18 protein-coding genes and 3 pseudogenes are annotated in these 23,945 nt (G+C 51.3%); 8 read left to right on the top strand and 13 right to left on the bottom strand.

The genetic code is table 11. From position 1 onward, the window contains the following. Window positions 1–52: 52 nt before the first annotated feature. Complete coding sequence (locus AC2FLA_RS13610; protein ID WP_496722822.1) at window positions 53–928, bottom strand: 1-acyl-sn-glycerol-3-phosphate acyltransferase; 876 nt, start codon at window positions 926–928, stop codon at window positions 53–55. Window positions 929–1,147: 219 nt separating this feature from the next. Here AC2FLA_RS13610 and AC2FLA_RS13605 point away from each other — a divergent pair, with 219 nt between their 5' ends. Continuing rightward, the gene (locus AC2FLA_RS13605; protein ID WP_496722820.1) at window positions 1,148–1,903 is read left to right on the top strand and encodes an N-acyl homoserine lactonase family protein; all 756 of its coding nucleotides are present in this window, start codon (window positions 1,148–1,150) and stop codon (window positions 1,901–1,903) included. Window positions 1,904–1,996: 93 nt separating this feature from the next. Here AC2FLA_RS13605 and AC2FLA_RS13600 read toward each other — a convergent pair whose 3' ends face one another. Further along, complete coding sequence (locus tag AC2FLA_RS13600) at window positions 1,997–3,670, bottom strand: acetolactate synthase large subunit (protein WP_496722818.1); 1,674 nt, start codon at window positions 3,668–3,670, stop codon at window positions 1,997–1,999. A 399-nt stretch (window positions 3,671–4,069) separates the two neighbouring features. On the opposite strand from AC2FLA_RS13600, the gene AC2FLA_RS13595 reads away from it, so the two are divergent. Together AC2FLA_RS13595 and AC2FLA_RS13590 are read left to right on the top strand one after the other, a co-directional pair. Beyond that, on the top strand, window positions 4,070–4,681 hold the full coding sequence (locus AC2FLA_RS13595; RefSeq protein ID WP_496722817.1) for a hypothetical protein: 612 nt from the start codon (window positions 4,070–4,072) through the stop codon (window positions 4,679–4,681). Between the two features lie 63 nt (window positions 4,682–4,744). Further along, window positions 4,745–5,065 carry a hypothetical protein gene (locus AC2FLA_RS13590; protein WP_496722815.1) on the top strand — a complete coding sequence of 107 codons (321 nt, stop codon included), beginning with the start codon at window positions 4,745–4,747 and terminating at the stop codon, window positions 5,063–5,065. A gap of 210 nt (window positions 5,066–5,275) precedes the next feature. Here AC2FLA_RS13590 and AC2FLA_RS13585 read toward each other — a convergent pair whose 3' ends face one another. Continuing rightward, window positions 5,276–6,088 carry a M48 family metalloprotease gene (locus AC2FLA_RS13585; protein ID WP_496722813.1) on the bottom strand — a complete coding sequence of 271 codons (813 nt, stop codon included), beginning with the start codon at window positions 6,086–6,088 and terminating at the stop codon, window positions 5,276–5,278. A gap of 276 nt (window positions 6,089–6,364) precedes the next feature. Between AC2FLA_RS13585 and AC2FLA_RS13580 the strand changes: the two genes are divergently transcribed. Both AC2FLA_RS13580 and AC2FLA_RS13575 read left to right on the top strand, forming a co-directional pair. Continuing rightward, window positions 6,365–6,784, top strand: a complete 420-nt coding sequence (locus tag AC2FLA_RS13580; RefSeq protein ID WP_496722811.1) for a hypothetical protein — start codon at window positions 6,365–6,367, stop codon at window positions 6,782–6,784. 530 nt (window positions 6,785–7,314) lie between these two features. After that, complete coding sequence (locus AC2FLA_RS13575; RefSeq protein ID WP_496722809.1) at window positions 7,315–8,259, top strand: hypothetical protein; 945 nt, start codon at window positions 7,315–7,317, stop codon at window positions 8,257–8,259. A 143-nt stretch (window positions 8,260–8,402) separates the two neighbouring features. On the opposite strand, the pseudogene AC2FLA_RS13570 reads toward AC2FLA_RS13575, so the two are convergent. Then, window positions 8,403–9,041, bottom strand: a pseudogene (locus tag AC2FLA_RS13570) (IS6 family transposase); the annotation flags it as partial. A gap of 49 nt (window positions 9,042–9,090) precedes the next feature. Further along, a pseudogene (locus AC2FLA_RS13565) lies at window positions 9,091–9,798 on the bottom strand (IS6 family transposase). A gap of 88 nt (window positions 9,799–9,886) precedes the next feature. Between AC2FLA_RS13565 and AC2FLA_RS13560 the strand changes: the two are divergent. Together AC2FLA_RS13560 and AC2FLA_RS13555 are read left to right on the top strand one after the other, a co-directional pair. Then, complete coding sequence (locus AC2FLA_RS13560; protein ID WP_496722808.1) at window positions 9,887–11,350, top strand: hypothetical protein; 1,464 nt, start codon at window positions 9,887–9,889, stop codon at window positions 11,348–11,350. A 691-nt stretch (window positions 11,351–12,041) separates the two neighbouring features. Further along, window positions 12,042–13,217: a tyrosine-type recombinase/integrase gene (locus AC2FLA_RS13555; protein ID WP_496722806.1), complete on the top strand. Its 1,176-nt coding sequence runs from the start codon at window positions 12,042–12,044 to the stop codon at window positions 13,215–13,217. A 149-nt stretch (window positions 13,218–13,366) separates the two neighbouring features. Here the strand turns inward: AC2FLA_RS13555 and AC2FLA_RS13550 are convergent, their stop codons facing one another. The 6 genes from AC2FLA_RS13550 to AC2FLA_RS13525 all read right to left on the bottom strand — a co-directional run bounded on the left by AC2FLA_RS13550 (window position 13,367) and on the right by AC2FLA_RS13525 (window position 21,509). Next, window positions 13,367–13,990, bottom strand: a complete 624-nt coding sequence (locus AC2FLA_RS13550; RefSeq protein ID WP_496722804.1) for a hypothetical protein — start codon at window positions 13,988–13,990, stop codon at window positions 13,367–13,369. Continuing rightward, window positions 13,987–16,944: a GIY-YIG nuclease family protein gene (locus tag AC2FLA_RS13545; protein WP_496722803.1), complete on the bottom strand. Its 2,958-nt coding sequence runs from the start codon at window positions 16,942–16,944 to the stop codon at window positions 13,987–13,989. Before AC2FLA_RS13545 ends, AC2FLA_RS13550 begins: the two co-directional genes overlap by 4 nt. Beyond that, on the bottom strand, window positions 16,944–18,536 hold the full coding sequence (locus AC2FLA_RS13540) for an Eco57I restriction-modification methylase domain-containing protein (protein WP_496722801.1): 1,593 nt from the start codon (window positions 18,534–18,536) through the stop codon (window positions 16,944–16,946). Before AC2FLA_RS13540 ends, AC2FLA_RS13545 begins: the two co-directional genes overlap by 1 nt. After that, window positions 18,533–19,462 (bottom strand): GIY-YIG nuclease family protein, encoded by a 930-nt coding sequence (locus tag AC2FLA_RS13535; protein ID WP_496722799.1) that lies wholly within the window; start codon window positions 19,460–19,462, stop codon window positions 18,533–18,535. The genes AC2FLA_RS13540 and AC2FLA_RS13535 overlap by 4 nt, the downstream gene beginning before the upstream one ends. After that, on the bottom strand, window positions 19,459–20,112 hold the full coding sequence (locus AC2FLA_RS13530) for an N-6 DNA methylase (protein WP_496722797.1): 654 nt from the start codon (window positions 20,110–20,112) through the stop codon (window positions 19,459–19,461). The genes AC2FLA_RS13535 and AC2FLA_RS13530 overlap by 4 nt, the downstream gene beginning before the upstream one ends. Window positions 20,113–20,357: 245 nt before the next feature. Further along, window positions 20,358–21,509: a hypothetical protein gene (locus AC2FLA_RS13525; RefSeq protein WP_496722796.1), complete on the bottom strand. Its 1,152-nt coding sequence runs from the start codon at window positions 21,507–21,509 to the stop codon at window positions 20,358–20,360. Between the two features lie 816 nt (window positions 21,510–22,325). Here AC2FLA_RS13525 and AC2FLA_RS13520 point away from each other — a divergent pair. Continuing rightward, window positions 22,326–22,964 carry a hypothetical protein gene (locus AC2FLA_RS13520; RefSeq protein WP_496722795.1) on the top strand — a complete coding sequence of 213 codons (639 nt, stop codon included), beginning with the start codon at window positions 22,326–22,328 and terminating at the stop codon, window positions 22,962–22,964. Here the strand turns inward: AC2FLA_RS13520 and AC2FLA_RS13515 are convergent. Continuing rightward, a pseudogene (locus AC2FLA_RS13515) lies at window positions 22,933–23,139 on the bottom strand (DUF3768 domain-containing protein). The gene AC2FLA_RS13520 and the pseudogene AC2FLA_RS13515 overlap by 32 nt on opposite strands. A gap of 232 nt (window positions 23,140–23,371) precedes the next feature. After that, window positions 23,372–23,740, bottom strand: a complete 369-nt coding sequence (locus AC2FLA_RS13510) for a DUF3768 domain-containing protein (RefSeq protein WP_496722793.1) — start codon at window positions 23,738–23,740, stop codon at window positions 23,372–23,374. Window positions 23,741–23,945 lie beyond the last annotated feature (205 nt).

Here is a 23,945-nt window from a genome sequence, read left to right as displayed (position 1 = left end):
ACCCTCACCCCATGGTGCTGACCGATCTTTTCTTTCGCCCTGCTGTAGTGCCCTAGGATTTGTAAAGACCAGGCACCAATCCTTCTGATAGCTCTTTCAGAAGGTCCGGTGCAGTTCCCGCAGGTTGTATTGGGCCGTAATACACATCGTAGGTTCCACCCAGTTTGGCAATCAGCTCTGACACGTACCTCAACGATGCCACCCTCCGTCCGAACTCGTCGTTTCCCCCACCGAGTAGCGCCGCCAATCGTCGAGTTCGGTAGTAGTGCCGCGAATTACGCATGTTCGCCGAGGCCGGGACTATCGGCGCTCCGCTTTCTGCGGAAACACGAGTAACCCCGGTTCGCCATTGTGGCTCGATCAGAAGTCCGTCTTTCAGCGTTGGCACGCGGCCCGAGCCGAAAACCAGAAGCGCGCCCTCCTCCTGTAGATGCGACAACATGCCCGCCCGAGTTTGGCGCGCCGTCAGCACCTTGTCCTGTCGATCTAAATCCACCGGTACGATCAAGTCCCGCCCAAGAAACCGCTCGGCCTCGCGCCCAGCGACAACTTTCAAGTCGGAACGGTGGTCGAGCAGAGCTCCTGCATGGGCCAAGAAATCGAAAGTGCCGATAGGATGTGTCGATCCAATGATGACGGGGCCGCTGGCAGGAATGTTTTCAAGCCCGTGGGCTTTGACAACAGTTCCCCCGTTCATCGCAAGCACCGCTCGTACCAAGTCGTGCCCAATACGTTCATCCAGTTCCAACAGAATTCGTTCTGTTTCGTTCAAGGCAAAAAACGCTTGGCCGGTCGCGGCGCGACTGATCCAGTCAACGCCCTTCATTAACTGACATAGCGCCCTTAGCTTAAAGTCAGCGCCAACCGGGATGCGCAACCGAGCGCGTAGTAATTCATCCAGCGGATCGTGTTTCGTGTCGTTGGTCAATACCGTTGCCCCGTCGTTACCGCAAAGCTAGCACGCATTACCAACAACGGCACACGGCCAAGCGAACACTTTTGAATCTTTCTGTAGTACAGACTGTGGGTTGGCTAGATTGACTACCTAGGGAGGCACCCCGCCATCCATTTGGTATCGTAATTGCGTATGTGCACTGACTTTCGAACTGTGCGCCAAGTTCTTGCCGGACAACGGAGGAGAGACCTAGTGCAGGCTGAAGGTTTTATCAAAGGTCGACCGGTGAGCCTTGCAGTGTTGGACTACGGTTTGTTCAAGGTTCACTTCAACGGCCGCATAATCGGCATTTCGGGCTTTGCTATCCAAACGAATGAAAATGAAACGATCCTTGTGGACACTGGCCTCCCGGAAAAATACGCCACGAACGCCCAATCTGCCTCTGAAGAAGACCGATTGGATGAGTTTGGCGAGGTGCTTGAATGCAAACCAGACAACCTACCTGCAGCACAGTTGGCAAAGCTGGGGTTGACCCCTGAAGATGTCACACTTCATGTTTGCACGCATACCCACATCGACCACGTGGGCGGGTTGCATGCATTTCCAGAGGCGCCGATCCTGATCTCTGCCAATGAACGCAAACTCGCCAAGCCGTTGTACTGGGGCAACGCGCGCCCAATAGACTGGCCCGAGTGTGACTATCTTCAGGTTGAGGGCGATGTGCGTGTCGGCCCGGGGCTAACAGTGTTGGAAGCGCCAGGTCATTCGCCGGGTCAGATCGCACTGTTGGTTGAACTACCATCACGAGCGGTGATGTTGACCAGCGACGCGATTTCAAGAGTTGAAGAATTTGACGAGAAGTTCGTGGGGGCATGGAACGAGGCCGCGGCAAATGCCAGCGCAGAACGCGTGATGAAACTGGCCGCAGAGAACGACGCGTTCGTGATTTACGGTCATTGCCCGAAACAATGGCCCAACCTACGAAAAGCTCCAGAGACTTATAGCTGAGCTTCGCTGATCGACGATGAAAAGAAACGAGCGGTTACATAACGCCCCGACCGCCTCAAGCCAAGTTGCTCTGACCAACCTTCGAAAAACCGATCAGATGAGACAGACTTTTTCCGCCAGTTCATCAATCAGTACGCGTTGGTTTTCGCTGTAATCGACAGGAACATCGATCAAATGGACGCCACCTGCAGCAAACGCTTGTTCAAAGGTGGGGACCAGATCCTCAGTTCGCTCTACCCGGTGGCCGGTCGCACCATAGCTTCTGGCATATTGCACAAAATCAGGGTTTTTGAACTCCAGTCCCCAATCTTCAAACCCAGCGTGAGACTGTTTCCAGCGGATCATCCCGTACGAGCTGTCGTTCAGCACCGTCACAACCAGATTGAGGCCCAAGCGAACGGCCGTTTCAACTTCCTGACTGTTCATCATAAAGCCGCCGTCGCCACATATCGCCATTACGCGTCGGTCAGGATAGAGTTTGGCCGCCATCATGGCTGAGGGAAGGCCAGCTCCCATCGTGGCCAGTGCGTTATCCAGCAGGACTGTATTGGGCTGGTAGGCCTGATAGTTTCGCGCGTACCATATTTTATAGATGCCATTGTCCAATGCGATGATATCGCAGTCACGCATGACTTTGCGCGTATCGGCAACAAAGCGCTGCGGGATAACTGGAAAACGCGGATCATCTGCTCCTGCCGAGATGTGCACGTCGGTTTCCTGCTTGACCCTCTCAAAATAGCTGCGGTCAAAATCCAGTGGGCCACCAAGCTTATCGCCCAACCGTTCGATGGATTGCGCCAGATCGCCGACAACCTCGACTTGCGGGAAATAGACTTGGTCAACTTGCGCCGCCTTGTAGTTCACATGGATAACCTTGGTCCCGCCTTCTTTCATAAAGAAAGGAGGTTTCTCCACCACGTCATGGCCCACGTTGATGATCAGATCGGCCCTTTCGATGGCGCAGTGCAAGTAGTCCCCGTCGGACAACGCTGCGGTCCCTAAAAATAGATCGGACCGCTCGTCCACTACGCCTTTGCCCATCTGCGTGTCAAAGAACGGAATCTGCGTGTCATTAACAAACTGGCTGAGTGCGCTGCGAGCATGCTTTCGGTTGGCACCTGCCCCCAACAAAAGCAGAGGCATTTTAGCCGAGCGGATCATCTCAGCCGCCTCATTCAGAACTGTGTCACCAGCCACGGCGTAGTAGCGCGGATGAGGTTGCAGGACCGGCTCGGTGGTATCTTCGGCCGCTATATCCTCGGGAAGTTCCAACAGAACGGCGCCGGGACGTTCCTCTTGCGCGACGCGAAACGCTTCGCGGATCAACGAGGGGATGGTGTTGCCGTGCACAATCTGCTTAGACATCTTGCAAATCGGGTCGAACAAACCCACCACATCAATGATCTGAAACTGGCCCTGCTTCGATTTTTTGATCGGCTTTTGGCCCGTGATCATAACCAGCGGCATCCCACCCAAATGCGCATAGGCGGCGGGTGTGGCAAAATTTGTGGCACCGGGACCCAGTGTTGCCATGCAGACGCCGGCTTTTCCTGTCAAACGCCCATATGTTGCCGCCATGAATGCCGCGCCTTGTTCGTGACGGGTCAGAACAAGTTCAATCTTGGAAGTTCTCAAAGACTCCAGCACATCCAGGTTTTCCTCACCCGGGACGGCGAAAATATACTCAACGCCCTCCGCCTCGAGCGCTGCGACCAGCAAATCAGAGGCTTTGGTGAAAGACGACGCGGTTTGGTCAAAAGCAGACATGTGCTCTCCTGATATCACGGTAAATCCGTCGGTTTGACCTGACATGCAGGTGGAAAATCTAACCCTTCCGATTTAGGGACGGGCCGCTCAGTTTTCAGTAGCTTGCAACTATCGGGTTTCGAAATCAGCGCATCTATCGATACCCATCGGCCAAATTCCAATACAACACGCGCGCGACAGAGGTTCAACAGGCGCCATGGCTGACAGTGTCGCGGTGCGAGCAGGCCAACCGTGTCCGTCCCGCGTTCAGCCAAACGCTCTAATCAATCCTTCCAACTCAACTTGTCCAACTTCCACAAGAATTTGACTAGGTGCCAAAAGAAACAAAACGCTGGCTCGCCAAATTCAGGGGCATAAGCGGCCAATTGAACCGCCGTACCATCAACAAAACTCGGGGCCATGATGCCATCTCGTCCAAACAAACTGTCAGCACAGTTCGGTCAGTTTTTTCCGGCCGGGCTTGTTCCTATCCATCAACAAGAACGCGGTAACTTTTTGTTATCGCGCTCTTTACCTGAAACATTCACCGGACTTCTTGCCGCAGGGTTCGTCACTTTCATCCTGTTGCCTCTCATCTCGGCCGCCGCACGCTCTGTCTCGGGTGACCTGGCCTTTCCAGTGGACTTAGTCTTCGCTCTCGGCATTTTTGGGGCAATAGCTACCTTCGTGCTCAAAGGACAGACGCCACGAGCCTTACTCGGTCGCGGTTTGATCTGCCTTGGAACAGCATTCATCGTTACGCCTGTGGGCCTGTCTGTTCTGTTCGCGTTTTACCTGTATGACTGGTTGGAAATCGTGACGGGTACGGCTGTTCAGCAGCCCGGAAACATCGCCGCATCCCTGTTTGGCGGCGTCTTCTTTGCCAATGCTCTCGTCTTGGGATTAGCCTTGGGAAGTGTATCCTTGCTAATTGGGCGCACGCTTATACACGAGCGCCCAAAACCACTTCTCCCATCTTATCAAACTCAATCAGCGGTCATGTTCCAGAAGAACTCAGCGGCCCGACATTAACGCGAGCGGTCGCGATGAAACCGCACACACACTCCTCACAGCAATAATCAGGAGTCCGAAACGATGGATCCAATTCGTATGTTAAATGTCGCGCCGGCCGAAGATTGCTCGACTTTCCAAGAACTCGCGACCCAGCTTGATGGTGTTGAGATTGTTTGCGTCGCCTACAATTTTGGCGTTGCCTGCAATTTGAGAACAGCAAAGCACGTCCTTGACCGCACGCAACCGGAATTGCTTCTGGACGACGTAATGCTTCAGGGCCTGTGCAGCGCTGGCGTTATTTCATACACGTCAACAACCCTGCTGGATCTCAGGATGTTTGCGCTTATCCGAGACCGTGTGCATGCCGAAACGATGCCAGAGGTGGGTCGCGTTCCCACTTGAGGTCAATCCTCCCAGCCAGACAACAACGCCTGGAGGTTCGTTCAGATCAAAAAGAACGCCGGGTGCCATCAAACGATTAATCTCGAGGCTGGTTTTGAATTACGTCAAAGGCGAGCGTTTGTTTATGTGCGAAGGCTAGGAAAGGCCCTGTCTGCTTCAAGATGACTTCTTCTGACAAGGCCCACTAGAAACAGTTCCTGCATGCGACCTTCACCCCCAAGGGCCAGTCCTGGATGATGGTTTAGTGCTTCGAGTATAGCTGCTTTCGTCGGCGGGGTTAGACTGCTGGGCTAGCATTCGCAACGCAGCTATCCGATTTGCCGTCGACGGGTGAGTTGAAAACAGCTTGTCACGTGTGTGCGCATGAAGTGGATTGATGATGAACATATGTGCGGTCGCCGGGTTTCGCTCGGCAGCATCGTTGTCGATGCTTGCAGCGCCTTGCTGAATACGTTCGAGGGCAGACGCCAATGGCGCCAAGATCATCAGCGCAATGGTCCCCACTAGACCAACGGTGTTATCCCGTCTTCCACCAAAGAACAGTGCGAAGTTTGCCAGCATCGTAATTGCACCCGCGAACGTGGCGGTTACGGTCATAATCGCAGTGTCATGGTTCTTGATATGTGCGAGTTCGTGCGCGACAACGCCCGCCAGTTCATCCCGTGTGAGGGTCTGTAGTAATCCCGTAGTGACGGCAACGGCTGCGTGGTCGGGATTGCGTCCAGTAGCAAATGCATTGGTCTGGGGTGTTTCAATCAAATACACAGCGGGCTTAGGCATGCCCGTATTCTTTGCGAGATCCCCGACCATTTGGGACAACCCCGTATGGTCACCAGATGAAACTGGCCTTGCATTGAGCATGCGAAGGACCATTTTGTCTGAGTTCCACCATGTAAACAGGTTCATGCCTGCTGCAAGCGCCAATGCGAACAGCATGCCTCCCGCTCCTGCCAAAAGGTATCCCAATCCCATGAATAAGGCCGTCATTGCGGCCATCAACAATGCAGTCTTCGTATAACCCATTCGAAGCAGACCTCTACGCGGTTCATACATGATGTGTGATCAATACGTTCATGTTGCAATGATTGTCGCTTCGATCTACGGCATTGTGGACTTTCACGCTGAGCAGATGACGATTTTCCTTCGAGCTGAAATTTAAATAAACCATTTATATTCAACAATATGAACCTGAACCCTCACTAAAGATCGTGCTGCAATGTGTGAACAATCTTACTTTCAAGCAGTTGGGTTTCTGACAGTATAGACCTTTGTGTTTCAAAGAGTGTTGTTGGTTAGAAGATGTATTTTACCAAATTCGAAGAACCGTTTTGCGCGGTCGATGACATCCGCAAAGATGAGTTTGCCCGGAAGTATCCGTTGCTGGACAATAGATCTGTTCATGCGCAGTGGAAGAAAGGTTCCTGGCAAATCACGCGAATAGGTGAGATCTGGAAGAGGACCGGAAAGGTTTTTTCTGTTCCATATAAAGGCATCGACGCGTACCCATCTTTTCAGTTCGCAGAAGACGGAACTCCGCTTCCCTTGATGGAAACTGTGTTAAAAGCGCTGCCGGCCGATTTGACGCCCTGGCAACGAGCTTTTTGGATGACCTCCGCTAAGGCTGAGCTTGGAGGAGGCAATCCCGCGAACTCAATTCAAACTGACGATAACCGTGTGGTCGGCGTGGCAAGTAAATTCGGTGAAGATTTCCTCAACTAAATGAGTTCCCATCAAGAAAATTCGACTACAGGTGGGATTTCCTGCTGATCGATTACCGTCCCTATTAACGGAGCCACAATGCTTTTCGAGCAAGACCTTAGATTGGCCGGCCTATCCAAGCCATCGCCATTTTGGGCTTGAGCAAAATGACCTCTTCTCCGCGTTGAATTTGAAGTGAGTGCAACTGCGGAAGATTACTTACCGCATCATTCAGCGTCACCGTTTGTCCCCGCGCAATGTGCGGATCAGCCATTGCGGTTACCAACAGAGACTTTCGGCGATTAGTCATGGCATTCACTTGGAAGTCGACCTCCGAGTGTCCAGACACCTATTCAACGTCGCAGCACTTTTGTTCAATATGAACGACAAGCCCCTCGAAACGCAAAACGGGATTTGAGGCAACAGGAAGCTTCGTTTGTACACTTGGCTGGCATCCGATTGCATGGGATTTGTGGTAGACTGGCCCCGAGGACATTCTAGCAGGAGATCTCCCGGTGCTACCGAATTCACTCCGTCTTGCACTCTCCGCCATGACAATTGCCATCGCGGCAGGCGCCCTGCCCGACCGGGTTGAAGCGATATCACAAGATGTCCCGGCGTGGTTACAAAAGCACGTGGGTACGGGTGACGGGCAAATCGCCCCGATCGTTTTGAAAAGGGCGCGAGCGCTTTACAAAGAGAAAGTACGTCGAGGCGAGGTAAGGAACCCCTGCTATCTTGCCAAAGATGCAACCCGCCCAAGTACCACAAGAAACGGCAATCCCGGCAAGCGGTTTTACGTCATCTGCGAGTCGCAAAAGTCCTTTCGAGCAGTCTCGTCCGGCTACGGCAATGGTCGAAAACTCAAGCGTGCCAATTTTTCGAATGGTCGGCAATGCGCGAAGAACTTCAGCAATGCAGAAGGATCGAAACTAACCGCCGGCGGTGCCTATGTGACGGCTGAAACCCGCACGTCATTCAAGGGTTACTACAGTCAATCCGGCAAAACGCAGCCGTTCTACCGCACGTTCCTTTTGTTTGATGGTCAAGGAGAAACGAGCAATGCCCGGGAGCGCGCCATCGGCGGCCATCCCGCCGTTTTCCTAAAGTGGCAATGCAGGTTCAAAAACCCACAAAGCACGCACGCAGACAACGACGGTTATGTCCCCTACGGAAGGCTTGTGAACTACACGGGTGGTCGCAGCAATGGTTGTACGACATGGTCACAGTCCGCCTCTAAAGAAATCCTGGCGCTTGTAGAAGGGAACCCGACGACCCTCTACATCTACCCGGAATCCAAAGACATTAACGCTGTCGCCAAGGCGGTAAAAAAAGGAAAATCACTATCGCGAGCAGGAGTTTATTGGAACGCAGCTTGCCTACAAGCAATCGGCGCACCAAAGTTTTGGCCCAAAAGCAGCCTCCAGCCTATCATAAACAGTTGGAGAGCATCCTTGCCCAAACAACCGCCACTGGAATTGCCGATCTGCAGGTAGAATAAACTATGCAGGCGAACCTAAGCGCGCTACCCTCACGCGGTTTTTGCTTCGGTCTTAACGAAAACGTATGCGTGTATTTGTCAAACGGGTGCTGTCAGACTAATTCGAACCAGTCTCAGTTTGCCGCGGAAACCGCGAACCTATCCGGAACAGAGTTGACGCCACTCGCTAAGAGCGGCGGCGCGGGTCAGCTTGAAGGTGTCCCGGCTGGTGAGCGATCTTTCCTGGTTGAAGTGGTTGTAGACAGAGGAATGGACGGAGGCGAATTTCTGTAAACTTCGCATGCGCCTGAAACGCTGCATCGCGCGTTCCCTTCGTCTGAACGGCAGGTGCGAATTCTCAACGCGGTTGTTGAGCCACCTGCCCGTCCTTTGTTTTTCGAGAGCACCCAATTCTCTTAGAGCAGCCTTGCAGGAAGCGAAGCGGTCGGTGACGATCTTTTCAGCATTGCCGTGCCGCCTCATCAATTTCCTGAGGAATTTCAGTGCCGCAGCTTTGTTTCGGTGTTTGGTGACAACGGCCTCAAGGACTTCACCTTCGTGATCAACTGCACGCCAGAGGTAGTGGCGTTTGCCATTCACCTTCACAAAGACTTCGTCCACGTGCCACTTCCATTTCGAGAACGCGCGCAGCTGCTGCACCCGCTTCCGCCTGATCTCAGCAGCAAACATCGGGCCGAACCTATTCCACCAGTATCGGACAGTTTCGTGGCTCACGTCGATGCCTCGCTCGTGCAGCAGATCTTCGACATTCCGAAGCGACAATGGGAACCGAAGGTGCTGTCAGACCAATTCGAAGCAGTCTCTGTTTACCCCTAACTGCCGGAATTTATGCTGAACAAAGTTGGCGCCACTCGGAGAGAGCAGCGGCGCGGTTGAGCTTGAAATTGTCTCTGCTGTAGAGGGCGCGTTCCTGATTGAAATGGTTGTGGACGGAAGAATGAACTGCGGCGAACTTCTGCAAACACCGCATTTGCCTGAAGCGGAGCATCGCACGTTCTCATCGTCGAAATGGCAGATGGGAATTCTCGGCCCGATTGTTCAGCCAGCGGCCGGTCTCTTGCCGACTACCGTTCCCGACAACTCTCATCGCCGCGCCATAAGACCGCAGTTTGTCTGTCACGATGGATTCAGGTTGACCGTAGCGTTTCATTGATTTTCTGAGGAATTTCAACGCAGCTTTGCGGTCACGGCGCTTGGTCACATAACTTTCCAGCACCTCGCCTTCGTGATCCACAGCCCGCCATAGGTAGTGCGTCTCGCCATTGATCTTCACGAAGACCTCGTCCAGTTGCCACTGCCAGTTCGAATAAGATCGCATCCGATTGACCCTGTTTCTGCGGATCTCTGCCGCGAACATCGGGCCAAATCTGTTCCACCAATAACGCACAGTTTCGTGGCTGATCTCGATGCCGCGCTCGTGCAAAAGATCTTCAACATTGCGAAGCGAAAGCGGAAACCGAACATACATCATGACGGCCAGACGGATGATCTCGGGGCTCGTCTTGAAGTAGCGAAAAGGGCTGCGTCTTGTCATCCTGCGACGCTAAGTGCTCGCCCTGCCCGCCTCAATAAGTTTCTTCTGACAGTGCCACCCCGGGAGTTGGTTGCTAGCCTTAACTGCTGTGAAAGCAGAGGCCGAGAAAATTGGTTGGGCAAAGTCTCTTTCCCACGATGAGGCAGTAAAGGCCGCCCGGATTGCCTGCATCGAACTCAACGGTTTTGGTGGATTTATGGCCACTTTGGACGAGGCGCATCCCGCAGCGGTTGCGGAAGTGGTTGGAGCGGAAGCACAAGCTCAACTCGAACTTTTGCCCGATGTAGGCCATGCTGAAATGTTCCACGATGTCTTGTACCATGGATCAGTTAACATGAAATCTGCAGTAGCTGCTCGAATTGCGCCACGCATTGCAGAATATATGTCCTTGGAGCAACCCGGTGCCAAAAACTCTATAGAATACGCTATTCGTATTATCGCGGAAGCAGGTGAAACCGAGCATAGCCAAATAGCTACTAACGCAGTTGAAAAACAGCTTGTCGAAGGTGCATACCATTCAAAAGCTTTTCTCTTGTTCTTGTTGGTGATACTCGACACCGAAAACGGGTGTAGACATGTTCTCAGGCAAACTGAAAACCTAGCCACTCCTGACGAACGCGAGGAGGCAATAGGTGTTTTCGCGCAAGTTTTTGGTGACAGGCATTTTCGCCAAGTACCAGACTTCAGTACAATTCCCGAAGATCGTAGTGTACCACTTCTAAAAGATCTCGTTCTGCGTGCTTATCAAGCAGTCAGGAGAGATGAAGACACCGAACATCAAGGCACCTATACACCAGACTTGCGTGATAGTGCTCAAGATGCCAGATCCTACCTATTTGAAGCTCTGTTGAACAAGAAATCTCTCAGCACACTGGCTGCAATCCACGAATTGGCTGAGCTACCAGAATTCTCCCATATGCCAGATCGCATGCGGCGAATGGGAAACGAAATCGCGGCACAAATAAGTGATATGACGCCGCATCCGCTCGCGGCATTTCAAAAATTGGACCGAGAGCGTGCCTTCATACCATTTGACAACAATACTCTTCTAACTGCCGTAATGACGAGGCTAGACGCGTTTGAGCACGATGTTTTGCATGCCGAAGACACACCTATCGAAGGCTTGCGAAAGCTGGATCAAGAAACCGATCTTCGGCGATCAATAACGAATTGGCTTAGAGGAAGAGATCGAGGTGTTTTCAGCTTCACTCAAGAAGCGGTCGTGGTTGACGAAAACCGAACAGATATCCGTTTTCAACCTCGCACTATGACTAGATACGCCACAGTGGAGCTGAAGAGGGAAACTTGGAGTGTGAGGGACTTAGAGCGGGAACTAACCAATCAACTGGTGGGTCAATACTTGCAGCACGAAAACTGTAGAGCTGGATGCCTGCTAATTTGCCAAGCAAATAAGAAGCGTTGGCGGCACCCTGAAACTCAAGAATGGATGTCGCTCACTGAAGTGGTTGGCCATTTAAACTCAATTGCAAGAAGCATAATGGCAGAGCGTCCAGAGCTTCATATTGCGGTAAAAGGCATAGACTACTCCTAACTTCCAGCGTGGTATCTTGTACGCGGATTTACAAGATACCACGGCAAAAACCAAAACTTTTCATTAAAAATCAAATATTTGATATTTGCGTTACGAAATAACGCATTGATCGCTGTCGAGCTGCGTCATCAAGATATTCGCCTACAAATCCCATCGAAGACAAAAACTTCAATCGTCATAGTATTTGCATATCGAAACATATTAATACATTGTTTTAAAACAATAAAAATAGAGTACAGATTTCGATCCAACAGTCTACTTTTTGAGATAGCATATCGACCGTTATGCATTTTGGAAAAGAAAACGCTGATTCACCCATTGTCTGCTATACGTCTGCTTTGCGCCGCACCAGCTGGCAATCGCGCTGAAAGATGTCGTAACGCATTGTTTTTATAGGCTAAATGGTGCCCCCACACGGACTCGAACTCTTATCTTACCCTGCATGACACGTATGAAAGGTGAGTGGTGCCCCCACACGGACTCGAACCGCGGACCTACTGATTACAAATTTGAAATTTGCGTTCTACTACGTTTTACCACACCACACCGCATTGCATCATAACATATTGTTTTTAATGATTTTTGTTTGATGCTCAGGCGCGATTTGATACTTTGCTTTTGCACATGACAACACGCACTGTGGTAGCTGGGTGGTTGCCATTACCAAAATCAAAGAGTTCAGAGGCAACCTATGAAACTAACCAAGCGCCGCATCGACGAAGCAGAGCACGACCCGAAAAAACCAGTATTTTTGTGGGACGGCGGCTTGTCTGGCTTTGGCGTCAAAATCCTGCAGTCCGGCAGGAAGCGCTATATCTTCAAGTATCGCCCGCATGGCGGAGGACGGCGTGCCCCTACTCGCTGGATGACCATCGGTAGCCACGGTGAGATTCCCTTGGAAACAGCTCGCAACATTGCCAGAGAATGCGCAACCCAAGTCGCCAAAGGCGAAGACCCTCAAAGCGACAAGGTCAAGAAACGCGAAGCGCCATCGTTGAGCGACCTTTGGGATCGCTTCGACAAAGGCGACATGAAGCGGCTCAAACCCGCGACCGTCCGCGACTATCGTTCACTTTGGAAAAACATATTGGAGCCTGCGTTCGGAAATCGACGCGTTGGGGATATTTCCCGCGCTGATGTTGATCGCTTGCATAGCTCGATGGGTGACACACCTTACCAAGCGAACCGTTCGGTTGCCGTGCTTTCAAAGATGATGACCCTTGCTGAAATCTGGGAATGGCGCGACCAAGGCACCAACCCTTGCCGTTACGTGCGTCGTCACGCTGAGGGGAAGCGGGAGCGATACCTGACACTGGAAGAACTAGAACGGCTTGGCGCTGCTCTGACAAACCTAGTGGACTTGGGGCTTCTCTGGCCCGACATGGCTAATCTGTTTCGCTTGCTTCTACTCGTGGGCGCGCGGCGCAGCGAAATCTCAAACAGCGAATGGAGTTGGATTGATTGGGAACGGCGTATTATCGCACTCCCTGATAGCAAGACGGGCGCAAAGTCACTGTTCCTCAGCATTGAAGCGATCACGGTCCTTCAAAACCAAAAGATCACCACGCGCCATCAATCGTCCAAGTTTGTTTTTCCAGGCGTGAAAGCGGACAAGGCAATCGTCAACCTGTCGAAGCCTTGGAAACTGGTATGCGGGGAAGCGGGGCTTGATGACCTGCGCATTCATGACCTTCGCCACACGGCGGCAAGCGTTGCCGTTGGTCAAGGCGTAGCGCTTCCCATCATTGGGCGTTTGCTGGGACACACGCAAACACAAACAACAGCACGCTACGCACATGTCGACGCGGACCCAGCCTTGCGCGCTGCTGAAACGATTGGGCAAGCAATTGGAAAGGCGATAAAGTAAAACTCAGTCAGCCCAATAATTGGATCAAAAGCTTGGAAGCAATGAGTACGTATGCGTCCATCGACCCAAATTAAGCTGACGAGAATGGCGTGGAACAGCCGCCGAATTTACATCAGATAGTCTTTAAACGGTTCTCATGGTGTTGGCGGCTATCTGTCTTTCGGATCCCAATGTAGCACAATAACTTTGTGGCGGACGTGGAAATCCAATCCACTCTTGGTGTGCTTGTTTTTTGAGCAAAACAGGAGTGGGTTGCCGCAGGAGGATTCTTCGGCCTCCACGTTGATGTTGCGTTTCACCAACTCTTTTCGCCATTTACCAAGCATCGCTTTTGCATCGGCATTGTAACAATAAACCAGTACATCTGCATGGTTCTGTCCAATTGTACCCGTTGAGTACCGTGTTGTTAACTGTTGGAAGCCCTTGTCCAACCAATTGTAATTGCTGTGCTCTTTCGCCTCAGCCAGCCACACAAAAGTGTCTTTTCCATCGACCACAATATCACAATGGCCGTTATTGTACTTGTCATGTGACGCTTGAAATCCGGCCATGCTCAGCATCGAACAGATATCCAAAGTAATAGAGTCCTCACCCAGCCCCTGTTTTTTACTGCTGCTCTTTTCCAACTCAGCACAGGCAAAATCGACGCCCTTTTGAACAGCTTTAACCCTCGCATCGTGATTTTGAGCTAGGAAGAAATCAGTTGCCGCTCCGTGAGCAGTACCATCAAATTTGGCACGGACTTCGGCAAGGGTTGGTTCTCTTTGGGTCATAGCTTTGTGCCTTCGAAAACTTCGGTATCCAACTCGAAGTACAACTCAATCTTTTCGGATGCATCTGAGACTTCATGCCGAGAAAGCGGATGAGGAACTGTGTCCAAGTCTAAGACACGCTGAAATTCTTCTGGTGAGAGCTTGTACCGCCTACCGTCGTCATCTACCAACTCACCACCAGCCTTAAAGACAGCGAACTCTGATTGGACCAAAATTGCCATTGCGGCGATGAGGTCGCCCGACAACTTTGCGGCATCCAGAATTCTTGATATGTCGCGGATCCTTAGTACGTCCCCTTTAGCTTTCTGCAACTGGGCTATTCCGTCTAAAATACGTACTGCATTTTCGGCGGGAGCACCTTCCCAGTGCGCCTTAATGGCATTTTGGACGTTTGTTAGAGTGCGGACGCCCGATGCTTCAGGCTTACCGACGACTGTATCGTACAAACCAATCTTCGTCAGTCCAGCATGACTATCGAGGCCACTGTAAGATAGAGACGCATCTTCATATCTACGGAATGCGAATACCGCTTGGTTCATATGCTCAGTGTTAAAAACCTTGAGGCGAACCAGCAAATGGAAGTCCGAAACGGTTAGCCCTGTCACACTCAAAAACAGGTCCGGTTCAAGCTTTGTAATTACATCTTGGAGCGTGTTTTCGCGGAAATCAGTCAGATACATGAACGCAGGTATCCGAGTCGCAAATTTGACCAGCTTTTCTTGAACCAGTTTGCGCTTCGATTTGAACTCTTTTTCCTCGGTGGAAAGCTCCTTCTTTTCCCTATCCGAGATGTCTCCTGAATTGGCCTTTTTCTTTAGATCTTTAACTTTTTCACTCTTGTTGATGATCGTCTCGATGATGTTGTCACCGAGCGCTCGCCACCCTTCGATGCCTTCCACGGCCTTCATAGCTTCTTCGTTATTCATGATGCGACGAAGGGTATCGTTATCAACGTTCACCAAAAGCGCGCTTTCCCACTTGCGCGCCAGCAAGGTCGCAGACGTTCCGGCCATTGCAATATCCAGAATGCCACCGGCGTCAATCTGGGTCATGTTCGCACCATCGTAGGCCAGCACGGGAAGGAATGACACAAGATCACGAACCGCGTTTTCTGGGTTGGGCTCATTCGGTGATAGCCCAATGCCATAATCGGAAAGCTGCCGAAGGGCGCGGGTCGGTGCGAAGTCAAACACAAAGCAAACCGGCTTGAGAACCTCTTCTTCGCTAGGATTGTCGCCGTTGGGGTTCTTGATCGCCCACGGCGATTGCACTCTAAACGCTGCTTGAAAGTATGTTTCAGGAGATTTCAAGTTCCGTAGCATCAAGATTGAGGACCACTGCTTGACCGTTACGCCGGTGGTGAGCTTGCCGCAGGAGAGCGTGATCGATTTCGTGTCGAAGCCACTGCCGATGGCCGCGCGAACAGGTGGCAAGGCTTCAAGCCCGATGCCTGCCGACGTACCAGCCGACACCACCACTTCGTATTCGTGCCAATAGGTATTTTGCCGCTCGGCCAGAAGCTTGGCCATAGCGTGACAAGCGGCGACATTTGGCATGAACCAAAACGAGTGTTGGAGGTATGGCAACAGCCGAATGTCAGAGTATGGAAACGGCGGTCTCGTTCCTGTTCTGAGGTTGTCCACCGCATGGGCCGCGTGCTGGCCCCTGATGATATTCAACCACGTCTGCACTTCGTCCTTGTGTTTGAATTCTGCCGCATCATCTGTCCCGGTTGCAGCAAAGAACTCGTTCAGGTCGAACTCGTCAAACTCACCAGCACTGGCGATGGACAGCAACTCATCTGGCATCTGATAAGTCAGCAACCGCATCTGCGGCAGCGAGCCGTATGGGTTCCATTGACCGGGGTTATTCACGGAAAATTCGGCTTTGGCGCGTTGCTCGTCGGTATAAGTCCAGTTGAAAATCTGTTCTTCGATAAACTCACCCGTCGCCAGCGCTTTGAACGGCGTGCCCGAGAGGTAAAGATACGCCCGCGTAGTGATGGGAAGGAACTCGGCCTCGGCTTCAAGCGGCTCCTGCATTTCGGCCACACGGTCGGTTAGCTTCCTAGCATCTTCAAGCAGCTTTTCCTCGCGCTCAAGGGCTTCCTCTTCCCCTTCGAACAACTCCTTCGCACTCTCGCGCCATGCACCGAAATGGTATTCGTCAAAGACCACCAAGTCCCAATTGACAGCGTGTAGCCACTCATTGCGGGCCTTGATATTCCCCAGCTTGTCCCTGCCCAGCATGTCTTGGAACGACCCAAAGTAAACCACAGGTTTACTCTCATCTATCTGGGTGGGGTCGGCGTCCGACTTGCGGGACAGATATTGCCAGCCATCGAAATCGACATGGCTCTCTAAGTCGGTCTGCCATGCATCTTCAACAGCTGGCTTGAAGGTCAACACCAGAACCCGCTTTGCGTTCATTTTTCGCGCCAATTGGTAGGTCGTGAAGGTCTTGCCGTAGCGCATCTTGGCGTTCCAGAGAAAGCGTGGAACAGCGTGCATGTCCTCAGACCAGCGGGACATGTAATAGGCGTGTGTTTGTTCGACTGCTTCAGACTGTTCCCGACGCATGGGAAAGTCGAGATGATGGGTGCCGGAAAGTTTCTGCCCAGTGCGCAATTCTGTGAGAACGGTCTGCACATCCGCTGGCGAACACTGCATCCATTCTTTTTCAGTGTTTACAAAACCCTTTCTGACAAGGCGAGCGCGCACTTCATGGTCGGTTATGAAGGAACCATCTGCGCGTTCTGCTGGCTCATCAAGATTGATGGTGAAATTCTTGATCGCGGCGGTGCCGAGTTGCTCGTTTACCCGTTGCCGCACATCCCGTGTAGTCTGCCCGACTTTGAGAAGGCCCGCGTGGGCGGCATCGTCAATCGAGTAAGCGTAGATGCGTGGGCGTGTTTTTGGCTTTGGTTCTAGAATGTCATCTACGGTTTGGTTCATTATTCGTCATCCAAATCGTCAAACAAGTCTGTATCATGGGGGGAAATCTGCGCCTCGATGAATGCTATTTCTTCCTCTGAGAAGTCATATCGGCGGTAGAGTTTTTGGTCCGTCCATACTTCGGAAGTGGCAAGGTCAGGCACAAAGGTATAGACGCCCTTTGCCGCATCCTGTGTCGACTTTCTAAGTGAAACCAAAAAACGCACAAAACGGGTCGATAAATAGCGAGCGTAGTTCGTTGCCTCAGCCTCAGTATCAAAGTGGCCAGCAACCAAATAGGTCTCAGTGCAAGCTGTTCCTGGCTCGGCAATGATTGGCTTGCTCAAAAATTTGGTTTCTACAGCAGCGCTAGTTCCTTGAACACGAGTCACAAGAACTTTCCACCTATCAATCCAATCTGGGTTGGAGGCGATGACGGTGCGCTCTGTCCAAGCGATGCTTTGATTTTGAAAGAGCTTAACTGGATCAGAAAGCCCATCGGGCTTTGGTTTCCCTTTAAAGTTTGTGGGTAAACCAAAGGGTTTCCTGCTTGAAACCCGTTTTTCGAGAGTGTTCTCGTTCTTCGACTTCACTTTGTTCAATATCGGAACAGCCTCGTTCCTACGGACGATCACATCATAGTCGTCCAAATGCCTAGCGACTGCGGGTCCAGTGGGTTCTCCGTCCCAAATAGTTTGCATTATGCAAGGGCCATTGTGATCTCTGTCCCAAAGAAAATATGAAATGCCACCGCGAATTTTAACGCCGGGAAATCCCTCATATAGCTTTGGGTAATCAACAATTGTGCGAAGGCTTTTGTCGGACAGCATTTGCTTTCTATAACCATCCAAGCCCTTACCGCCCGCCATCCAGCGCGATGGCGTAACCATGACGCAATAGTGCGGTTCAAGATCAAGCGCTTTCTCAACAAACAACTGGTAAATAGGGGCAGCACTAGTGCCATGTCCGCCATCGTCCAATTGATAAGGTGGATTGCCGATTACAACGTCAAACTGCATGTCATCTCCAAATAGCGCTGACACGCGCTCTTTTATGTTGTTGGTGTGAATGAAAGCGTAGGCGTGGCTTTCTCTGTCTTCGCCCCTGTCCAAAGATGAACGGTTGGCTCCACAGTAAATACACTTTCCCTTTTTGTCCCAACTGTGCTCAACGCGCTCAAACCAGACATTGCCGGACTCGGAGTTGAAGCCTTTTGTTATCGAATGTTCGCCGTTCGCATGTTTCGAGCAATAGAGCGACCGCCGCGCCAGCATGGCGGTCAACTCGGTGATGCCAATGCCGTAGACCTGGCGCGTCAGGATGTGATCCACACGAGCTTGCAACTCGGGCATCTGTGGCTCAAGACCGTCGATCAAGCGTTTCGTAATCTCTCGCAGGAACACCCCTGACTTGGTGCATGGGTCAAGAAACTTGACGGACGGGTCGGCCCATATGCTCGCCCCATCATTATCCGCCGCCCAAGCCTCAGCCAGTGTGTCCAGCATCCGGTTGGCGAACTCGGGCGGTGTAAATACCTCATCGTTGGACAGATTAGCAATGCAGGACAGAACGTCCGGGTTCCGCCCGCGCAGCGTGAAGGCGGCTTGGTTCATGTCACCGCCCCCTGACGCTCAGCAAGTGCCTGTTGCCATTCGTGATAGGTTTGTTTGGAGCCTTTGACCTTCCATTCGTGTCGACCGTTTCTCGCTCCATCAAGTACGATTGCGGCAGCTGCGGAAGGGCTATTAAAGCTCCACGGTTTCGAAAAACGCAGCTTGCCCGATGTGCTTTCGACCAAAATCCCATCTGCGATAAGTTTCGCCTTCAGCAAGATGTAGGTTTGGTTCTGAACAAAACCAGTTTCAGTCAGGGCTTCGGAGCCTTCTAGAACGACAAATTCGCCGTCCTCCTCTACAGCCGTCGCTTCAATGCCGCTCTTGTGTCGAATTTCGAACTGCGTCTCGCCAGTCGTGCGCTCCTCCACCGACTTGGCCGTGTCAGTAACGGCCTTTGGTTGCGGCTTGAGCATGTCCAACCCTACAATCGGCAGAATAACCTGAAGGTTTGCTAGGAACTGCTCCATATTCGCGATATCGGCTTCCGGCAGTCGGCGGCGCGATGTGTCTGGTTGAGTGCCATTGTCGAGCACTACACGACCGGCCTCAGACGATACTTGGATCAATCGGGCTTCGAGGTACTCGGCATGACCTTTCGATAGATCATCGTCACTCGTCGTTACAGTGATTGCGGTTTCCCAGAAATCCCGCTTCAACGCACTTTGCCTGATCCGTTCGGAAACAGAGTTCCCCGATCCAATATAGACCCGCGTACCGCCCGGTTTTTCGGGATTTGGGCCAGCTAAAACGTAGACCCCGGTTCGATCCACCTCGTCGCGTGCCGTCATGTCTCCAAAAGCGGACGCGCCGGATACAAATAGCAATCCAGTCCATCCGTGTATTGTGGCTTTGCGCAATCCAGTTGGTTTGCCATCGACCAGAAAGAGTTGGATGGTCCGGCCAAACGCTGAAACGCCGCTCATTTATCGGCCTCAAGGGCGAACGCGGTTTGATCAGCTAAATCTCTAATTGTCATTGGGGAATAGGTTCTTATCGGTTTAAATATTTCATGATTGCCAAGGCCCGCAAAAAGAGAACCCTCGGCGTTAAATGCGGATGCGCCGGTCAAAACATCTAGTCGGAAATCCCGGCGCTGGAACTTACCTTTGCCAATATATCCCCATTCCGCAAACGAAATCGGACTACCAAGAGTTGTTTTCATGGTCAACGCATCGCCGTGAACAAGGTTGGTCGAAAGAACATGCGACGCGGCGCGGTACAGATCGTCCTCTGGTGCAAGGCGCAGGTAGTCTGACAGTACTTCCAGCATGTTCGCTCGACATTCTTCGATGTTGTCAGCTAGAATTTCTATCCCGTAGCAGCACATCAGGCCCACAAGCGCGTACTGCCGCCGGTTGAAATCAGACTTACCATACTTCATCTGCACAGCGGCCAGCTTGCGTTGCAGGACCGGCACGAGGAAGTTTCCGCTACCGCACGCCGGCTCAAGGAAGCGGGCGTCAATCCGCTCTGTTTCACCCCTCACAAGGTCCAGCATAGCGTCCACCATCCACGCAGGAGTGAAGACTTCGCCGTGGTCGGCGACACGTTTTTTAGATTTGATGAGGCTCATACACAAACAATGACAAATTCCCCCGGAAGTGCCAAGCCTTTCCGAGAGGGGAGTGCTTGAGGTTTACGAGGTAGACTTCACCCATAATGCAAAGTTGAAGCGCATCGAAGCTGGGGGCGAATGCCAAACTAGTAGCCTCTGGCGCTTGTGCTGCGAAACTGAATTCTAAATTTCCTGCTCATACCTGCAAAGTTGAAAAAGGAAGGGGTGCCATGTGCACCCCTTCTTTTCATGCTCAAAGCTAGCTACTGACCCTTTTTATACTTCACCACCAAAGGCTTATAGTTTTTTAGTTTTTTGTTGTCTCGCAAGAAGTCTTCAAACAGGCGATCCACACGAGTAGCCAATTTGAACACAGTGCCTTTGCGAGCCCGATGCCACTTTTGCAGTTTCTTTGCGATACGCATACGTGCATTCGCGCCATCCCGAACCCCAAACAGAATGCTTTCCAATGGCATCTTTGCATTCGTCTCAAACAAGCGAAAATCGTGATATTTTTCGACCCGCTTGGCTGAGCTCAGGCAGGCTTTGCCTAGCGCGAGTTTCTCAAAGTTCACTTCCTTCCCTTCAAACGGTGGTTTAGCCATGTAGCGCCCAAGTCGGCCAAAGCTACCTTCAAAATGATAGGCTGTCAGGGAATGAACAGGCAGTTTTGTTATGCTAGATTTGAACCGCTTGCTGTGTCGTTTTAGTTTGGCAGTTTGGCTCTTTGCACCCCAGCAAAAGACATGAGCGTGAACAGAAAACATCTTGCCCCGCTGATCTATCGGGTAGTTGATGATTGGCTGTATCTCCACCACTCCCAGAGCGCTATAGTCTGTGTAGTTACGAAGAACATCTTGGACCGCCTTTTTACACGCATAGATCTTTGCAACCCCCTCCCTCTCATTGAACATGAGATGGTCCGAGACGATGGTTATCCACTGAAAATCAAGGGCAGCATTCTTCACCCCCAATTCATAGAGGTTCTCCATCTCATCAATTAGGTAGCGCCCCATCATATTTCGTGCCTTCAAATCACTAGCTGGCATGAAGTCCGCACGAATATCCCCCATGCCGAGAAGCGCCTCAAAGTCCTTGAGGTCTGTTGTCTTGAATACTCGATTGCGAAGAGTAGCAAACCAGCGCTTCTGGTGAATCTTACAGCCTTTCTTGTGGATCGCTTTGCTGTGTTCAAAACCGTCGTCATAGTCGTCGAGATTTTTGGGGACAGTGTCCAAAGAAAGTTTCTTTCTAGAGGCACTCTGAGAGTGTGCTAGACTATCACAATCTGTAGATTTGGTAGATTGTTTAGTAGGGGATATACGTATACAACGCCCACTCGATTTCAGCTTAGGATTATCGCCCTTGTTCGGGGTTCTTTTTTTATCTTTTTGGGGATGCTTTTCATTTTTCACTCTCGTCTCCAATCTTTGAGTTTTTGGATCCTGCGCGACAAAGAAGTACACCCCTACTTCCGCGAGCACGCGAAAGCTGTGGTGCGCCGTACACCGCGCAAGATTTTAGGTTGTTTTGATATGTGTGGTGGTGTTGCCGCAGAGTGCGGGTGTCCGTGTGGGGTGATCAGATCCACGTGGACGTCTGAATTACTTCAGTGACCTAGGTGTTATTTGTGCCTTCTTGGGATGGCTTAACAGGTGGTAGCCGGTACTCACCCGTGAAGTTGCGTGTAGATTGCTGAACATACCCCAGCAAAGCGTCGTTCGGATATCGAATCGAATTGCCAAACTTCATCCAGACAGGTCCAGTTCCAAGTTCTCGGCACTTCCGAAGCCAACTCACTGACATGTTGAGATAAGCTGCTGTTTGCTTTTCTGACAAGAAACTGGCGGGGACAGACCCCTTACGGTTCTTGATCATAGGCCTAACATCATATTCCATTGTGCTCTCCTTTTCTGCACGTCGGTCTATTTTGACACCATCAAGAGAACCACAACTATTCGGCTTCTGCTGTGGTGCCACTCCACGTTTTGGAGCACCATCAACTTACACATAAAAAACATTAAATTCCATATAGTTAAAGAATTTTCAGGCGCGGCTAGAAAACTGTTCTGGCTATATCTCGAAGGCGCCACCAACCCCAACGGCCTTCCAGCGTGAGGCCTCTAAGCACTAATTTTCTTGAAATTCGTATCCCTATGGGGATACTCATTTGAGATGTGTTCAAAATAAAAATTTCTGCCCAACGGCAGAAACTGGGCAAAATAGCAGGCATGGCACGAATCAGAAAAATCCCACGCACTGAAGAGAACATTGCCTTGTGCAAAGAAGGAGAAATTCTCCGGGGGCTTGCCCGAACCAATGGCAAGCTTAGGTCGGACCTGCGCTATCTAGACAATGTGGGTTTAAGAACGTTCCAGCGTATTTTCGATGAGTCGCAGGGAGACGAGATTCCCTACAACCGCCCCGCTAACGTTCTAAAGCGTTCGGTTTATGTACTAGGGCGTCAGTTGATCGAGTTAGAAAAGCAGGAAATTCTTGCTGATTTCCTGCAGAAACATTCTGCAGCGTACAGCGCGCCGCTTGCAAGTATTGCGACTCCCAACGTCAAACAGAACCCTTTCCACTGGTGCTACCTCCTCTTGCTTGGCGAAAATCGGCTAGGCAAAAACTCAAAGCGCATCGTGAGCAGAGATCAGATTTCAAAATCGTCGCGGCAGCTGATCTATGCACACAAGAACGACGTTCCGCCTGAGTATGTAATCGGTTTTATTCTGCAAATCGGAGGTGACCCAATTCTTGATTTATACCGCAGAAGGAAGCGAAAAGGCTGGAAGACTGCGAAACGTGTTGAAAAAAATAGAAGCGACCAGGAATTCGCTAGCAGTCACTCGCCAGAAACACTGTCATAACAAGCGTTGTCACTGAAAGTTTCGCGGGGTCTTCTGGTCCTCCGCTTAGGTCTCTGTTGTAGCAGTCGATTATTCAAAAGATGCGCTGACCCTCATATGTGATTGCGCCAATGCCATGCTCCCCATATGGGTTGTTGTCATCAGTAAAGGCGTCATAGATCGCCACAGCCGTCATGATGTCTTGCACAGTTTGTGGCCCCATATCCATGATGCTTGGCATAGCAACGTGCGCCCACATAGGCTCAAAGCGCCGAAGGCGATCGTTCAGCCCACATATCTTTGCACAGTTGGCGTCAAGCAAAGGATATTGCTCGCGCGATCCGTCACATCCACGGTCCTGTAGTTAATGATGTCCAGAGAGAATGCAGGCCCAACGTCTGGGCCTGCTAGTATGACATGCGAGCCGCTTACAGTTCGCTGTCGAGTAGAAGGGTCATAAACCGCGTTGTTTGGTCTGGGTTGGTGGCATCAACAGACATGTCGTCAAGGTCTTTGTTGTAGTAGTTGATTTCCCAATAGATACGGCGATTGCTCACCGTGATCTCGCCCATGTCATGCTCGCCACCCACATCGCAGCTGTTGTCGCCTTCAGCGCTCCCGAGCTTTTTCATGATGTTATCCACCTCGGCGCGGCCAAGCATGTGAATGCCCCACGAAATAGAAACGATCCCGCCCTTGGTCGTTTTTCGAAAGTGATCGTTCAATGCCCGGTACTTTTGCAGTGGCGACATTGTCGCTGTCAGCTTGACATGCTCTGAGTGTGCGTTGTCCGTCATGGTACGCTCCTTGAGTTTTTTGGATGTGTTGGAAAAAATGCGCTCAGGATTATTCCCAAGAAGCGCAGGACATCACGTCACGCTTTACCACTGCGCACTATGCTGTCGAAAAACAGTGTACCAAAAATCGAAAATATGTCAATTTATGTCGTAAAATCAAAACTTTAGATGGAAACAACGTCTCCAAATTCGTCGAGACGAAAAA

Source organism: Ruegeria sp. CDSA033 (assembly GCF_059612305.1).
The sequence above is the reverse complement of the archived record's forward strand: the minus strand, read 5'-3'. Positions and strand labels throughout refer to the sequence as shown.

Coding starts and splice junctions, on each gene's coding strand:
- AC2FLA_RS13520 (WP_496722795.1), top strand. CDS start 22,326: ATGGCACGAATCAGAAAAATCCCACGCACTGAAGAGAACATTGCCTTG.
- AC2FLA_RS13510 (WP_496722793.1), bottom strand. CDS start 23,740: ATGACGGACAACGCACACTCAGAGCATGTCAAGCTGACAGCGACAATG.
- AC2FLA_RS13540 (WP_496722801.1), bottom strand. CDS start 18,536: ATGAACCAAGCCGCCTTCACGCTGCGCGGGCGGAACCCGGACGTTCTG.
- AC2FLA_RS13590 (WP_496722815.1), top strand. CDS start 4,745: ATGGATCCAATTCGTATGTTAAATGTCGCGCCGGCCGAAGATTGCTCG.
- AC2FLA_RS13555 (WP_496722806.1), top strand. CDS start 12,042: ATGAAACTAACCAAGCGCCGCATCGACGAAGCAGAGCACGACCCGAAA.
- AC2FLA_RS13550 (WP_496722804.1), bottom strand. CDS start 13,990: ATGACCCAAAGAGAACCAACCCTTGCCGAAGTCCGTGCCAAATTTGAT.
- AC2FLA_RS13585 (WP_496722813.1), bottom strand. CDS start 6,088: ATGGGTTATACGAAGACTGCATTGTTGATGGCCGCAATGACGGCCTTA.
- AC2FLA_RS13530 (WP_496722797.1), bottom strand. CDS start 20,112: ATGAGCCTCATCAAATCTAAAAAACGTGTCGCCGACCACGGCGAAGTC.
- AC2FLA_RS13580 (WP_496722811.1), top strand. CDS start 6,365: ATGTATTTTACCAAATTCGAAGAACCGTTTTGCGCGGTCGATGACATC.
- AC2FLA_RS13600 (WP_496722818.1), bottom strand. CDS start 3,670: ATGTCTGCTTTTGACCAAACCGCGTCGTCTTTCACCAAAGCCTCTGAT.
- AC2FLA_RS13545 (WP_496722803.1), bottom strand. CDS start 16,944: ATGAACCAAACCGTAGATGACATTCTAGAACCAAAGCCAAAAACACGC.
- AC2FLA_RS13535 (WP_496722799.1), bottom strand. CDS start 19,462: ATGAGCGGCGTTTCAGCGTTTGGCCGGACCATCCAACTCTTTCTGGTC.
- AC2FLA_RS13595 (WP_496722817.1), top strand. CDS start 4,070: ATGATGCCATCTCGTCCAAACAAACTGTCAGCACAGTTCGGTCAGTTT.
- AC2FLA_RS13575 (WP_496722809.1), top strand. CDS start 7,315: ATGACAATTGCCATCGCGGCAGGCGCCCTGCCCGACCGGGTTGAAGCG.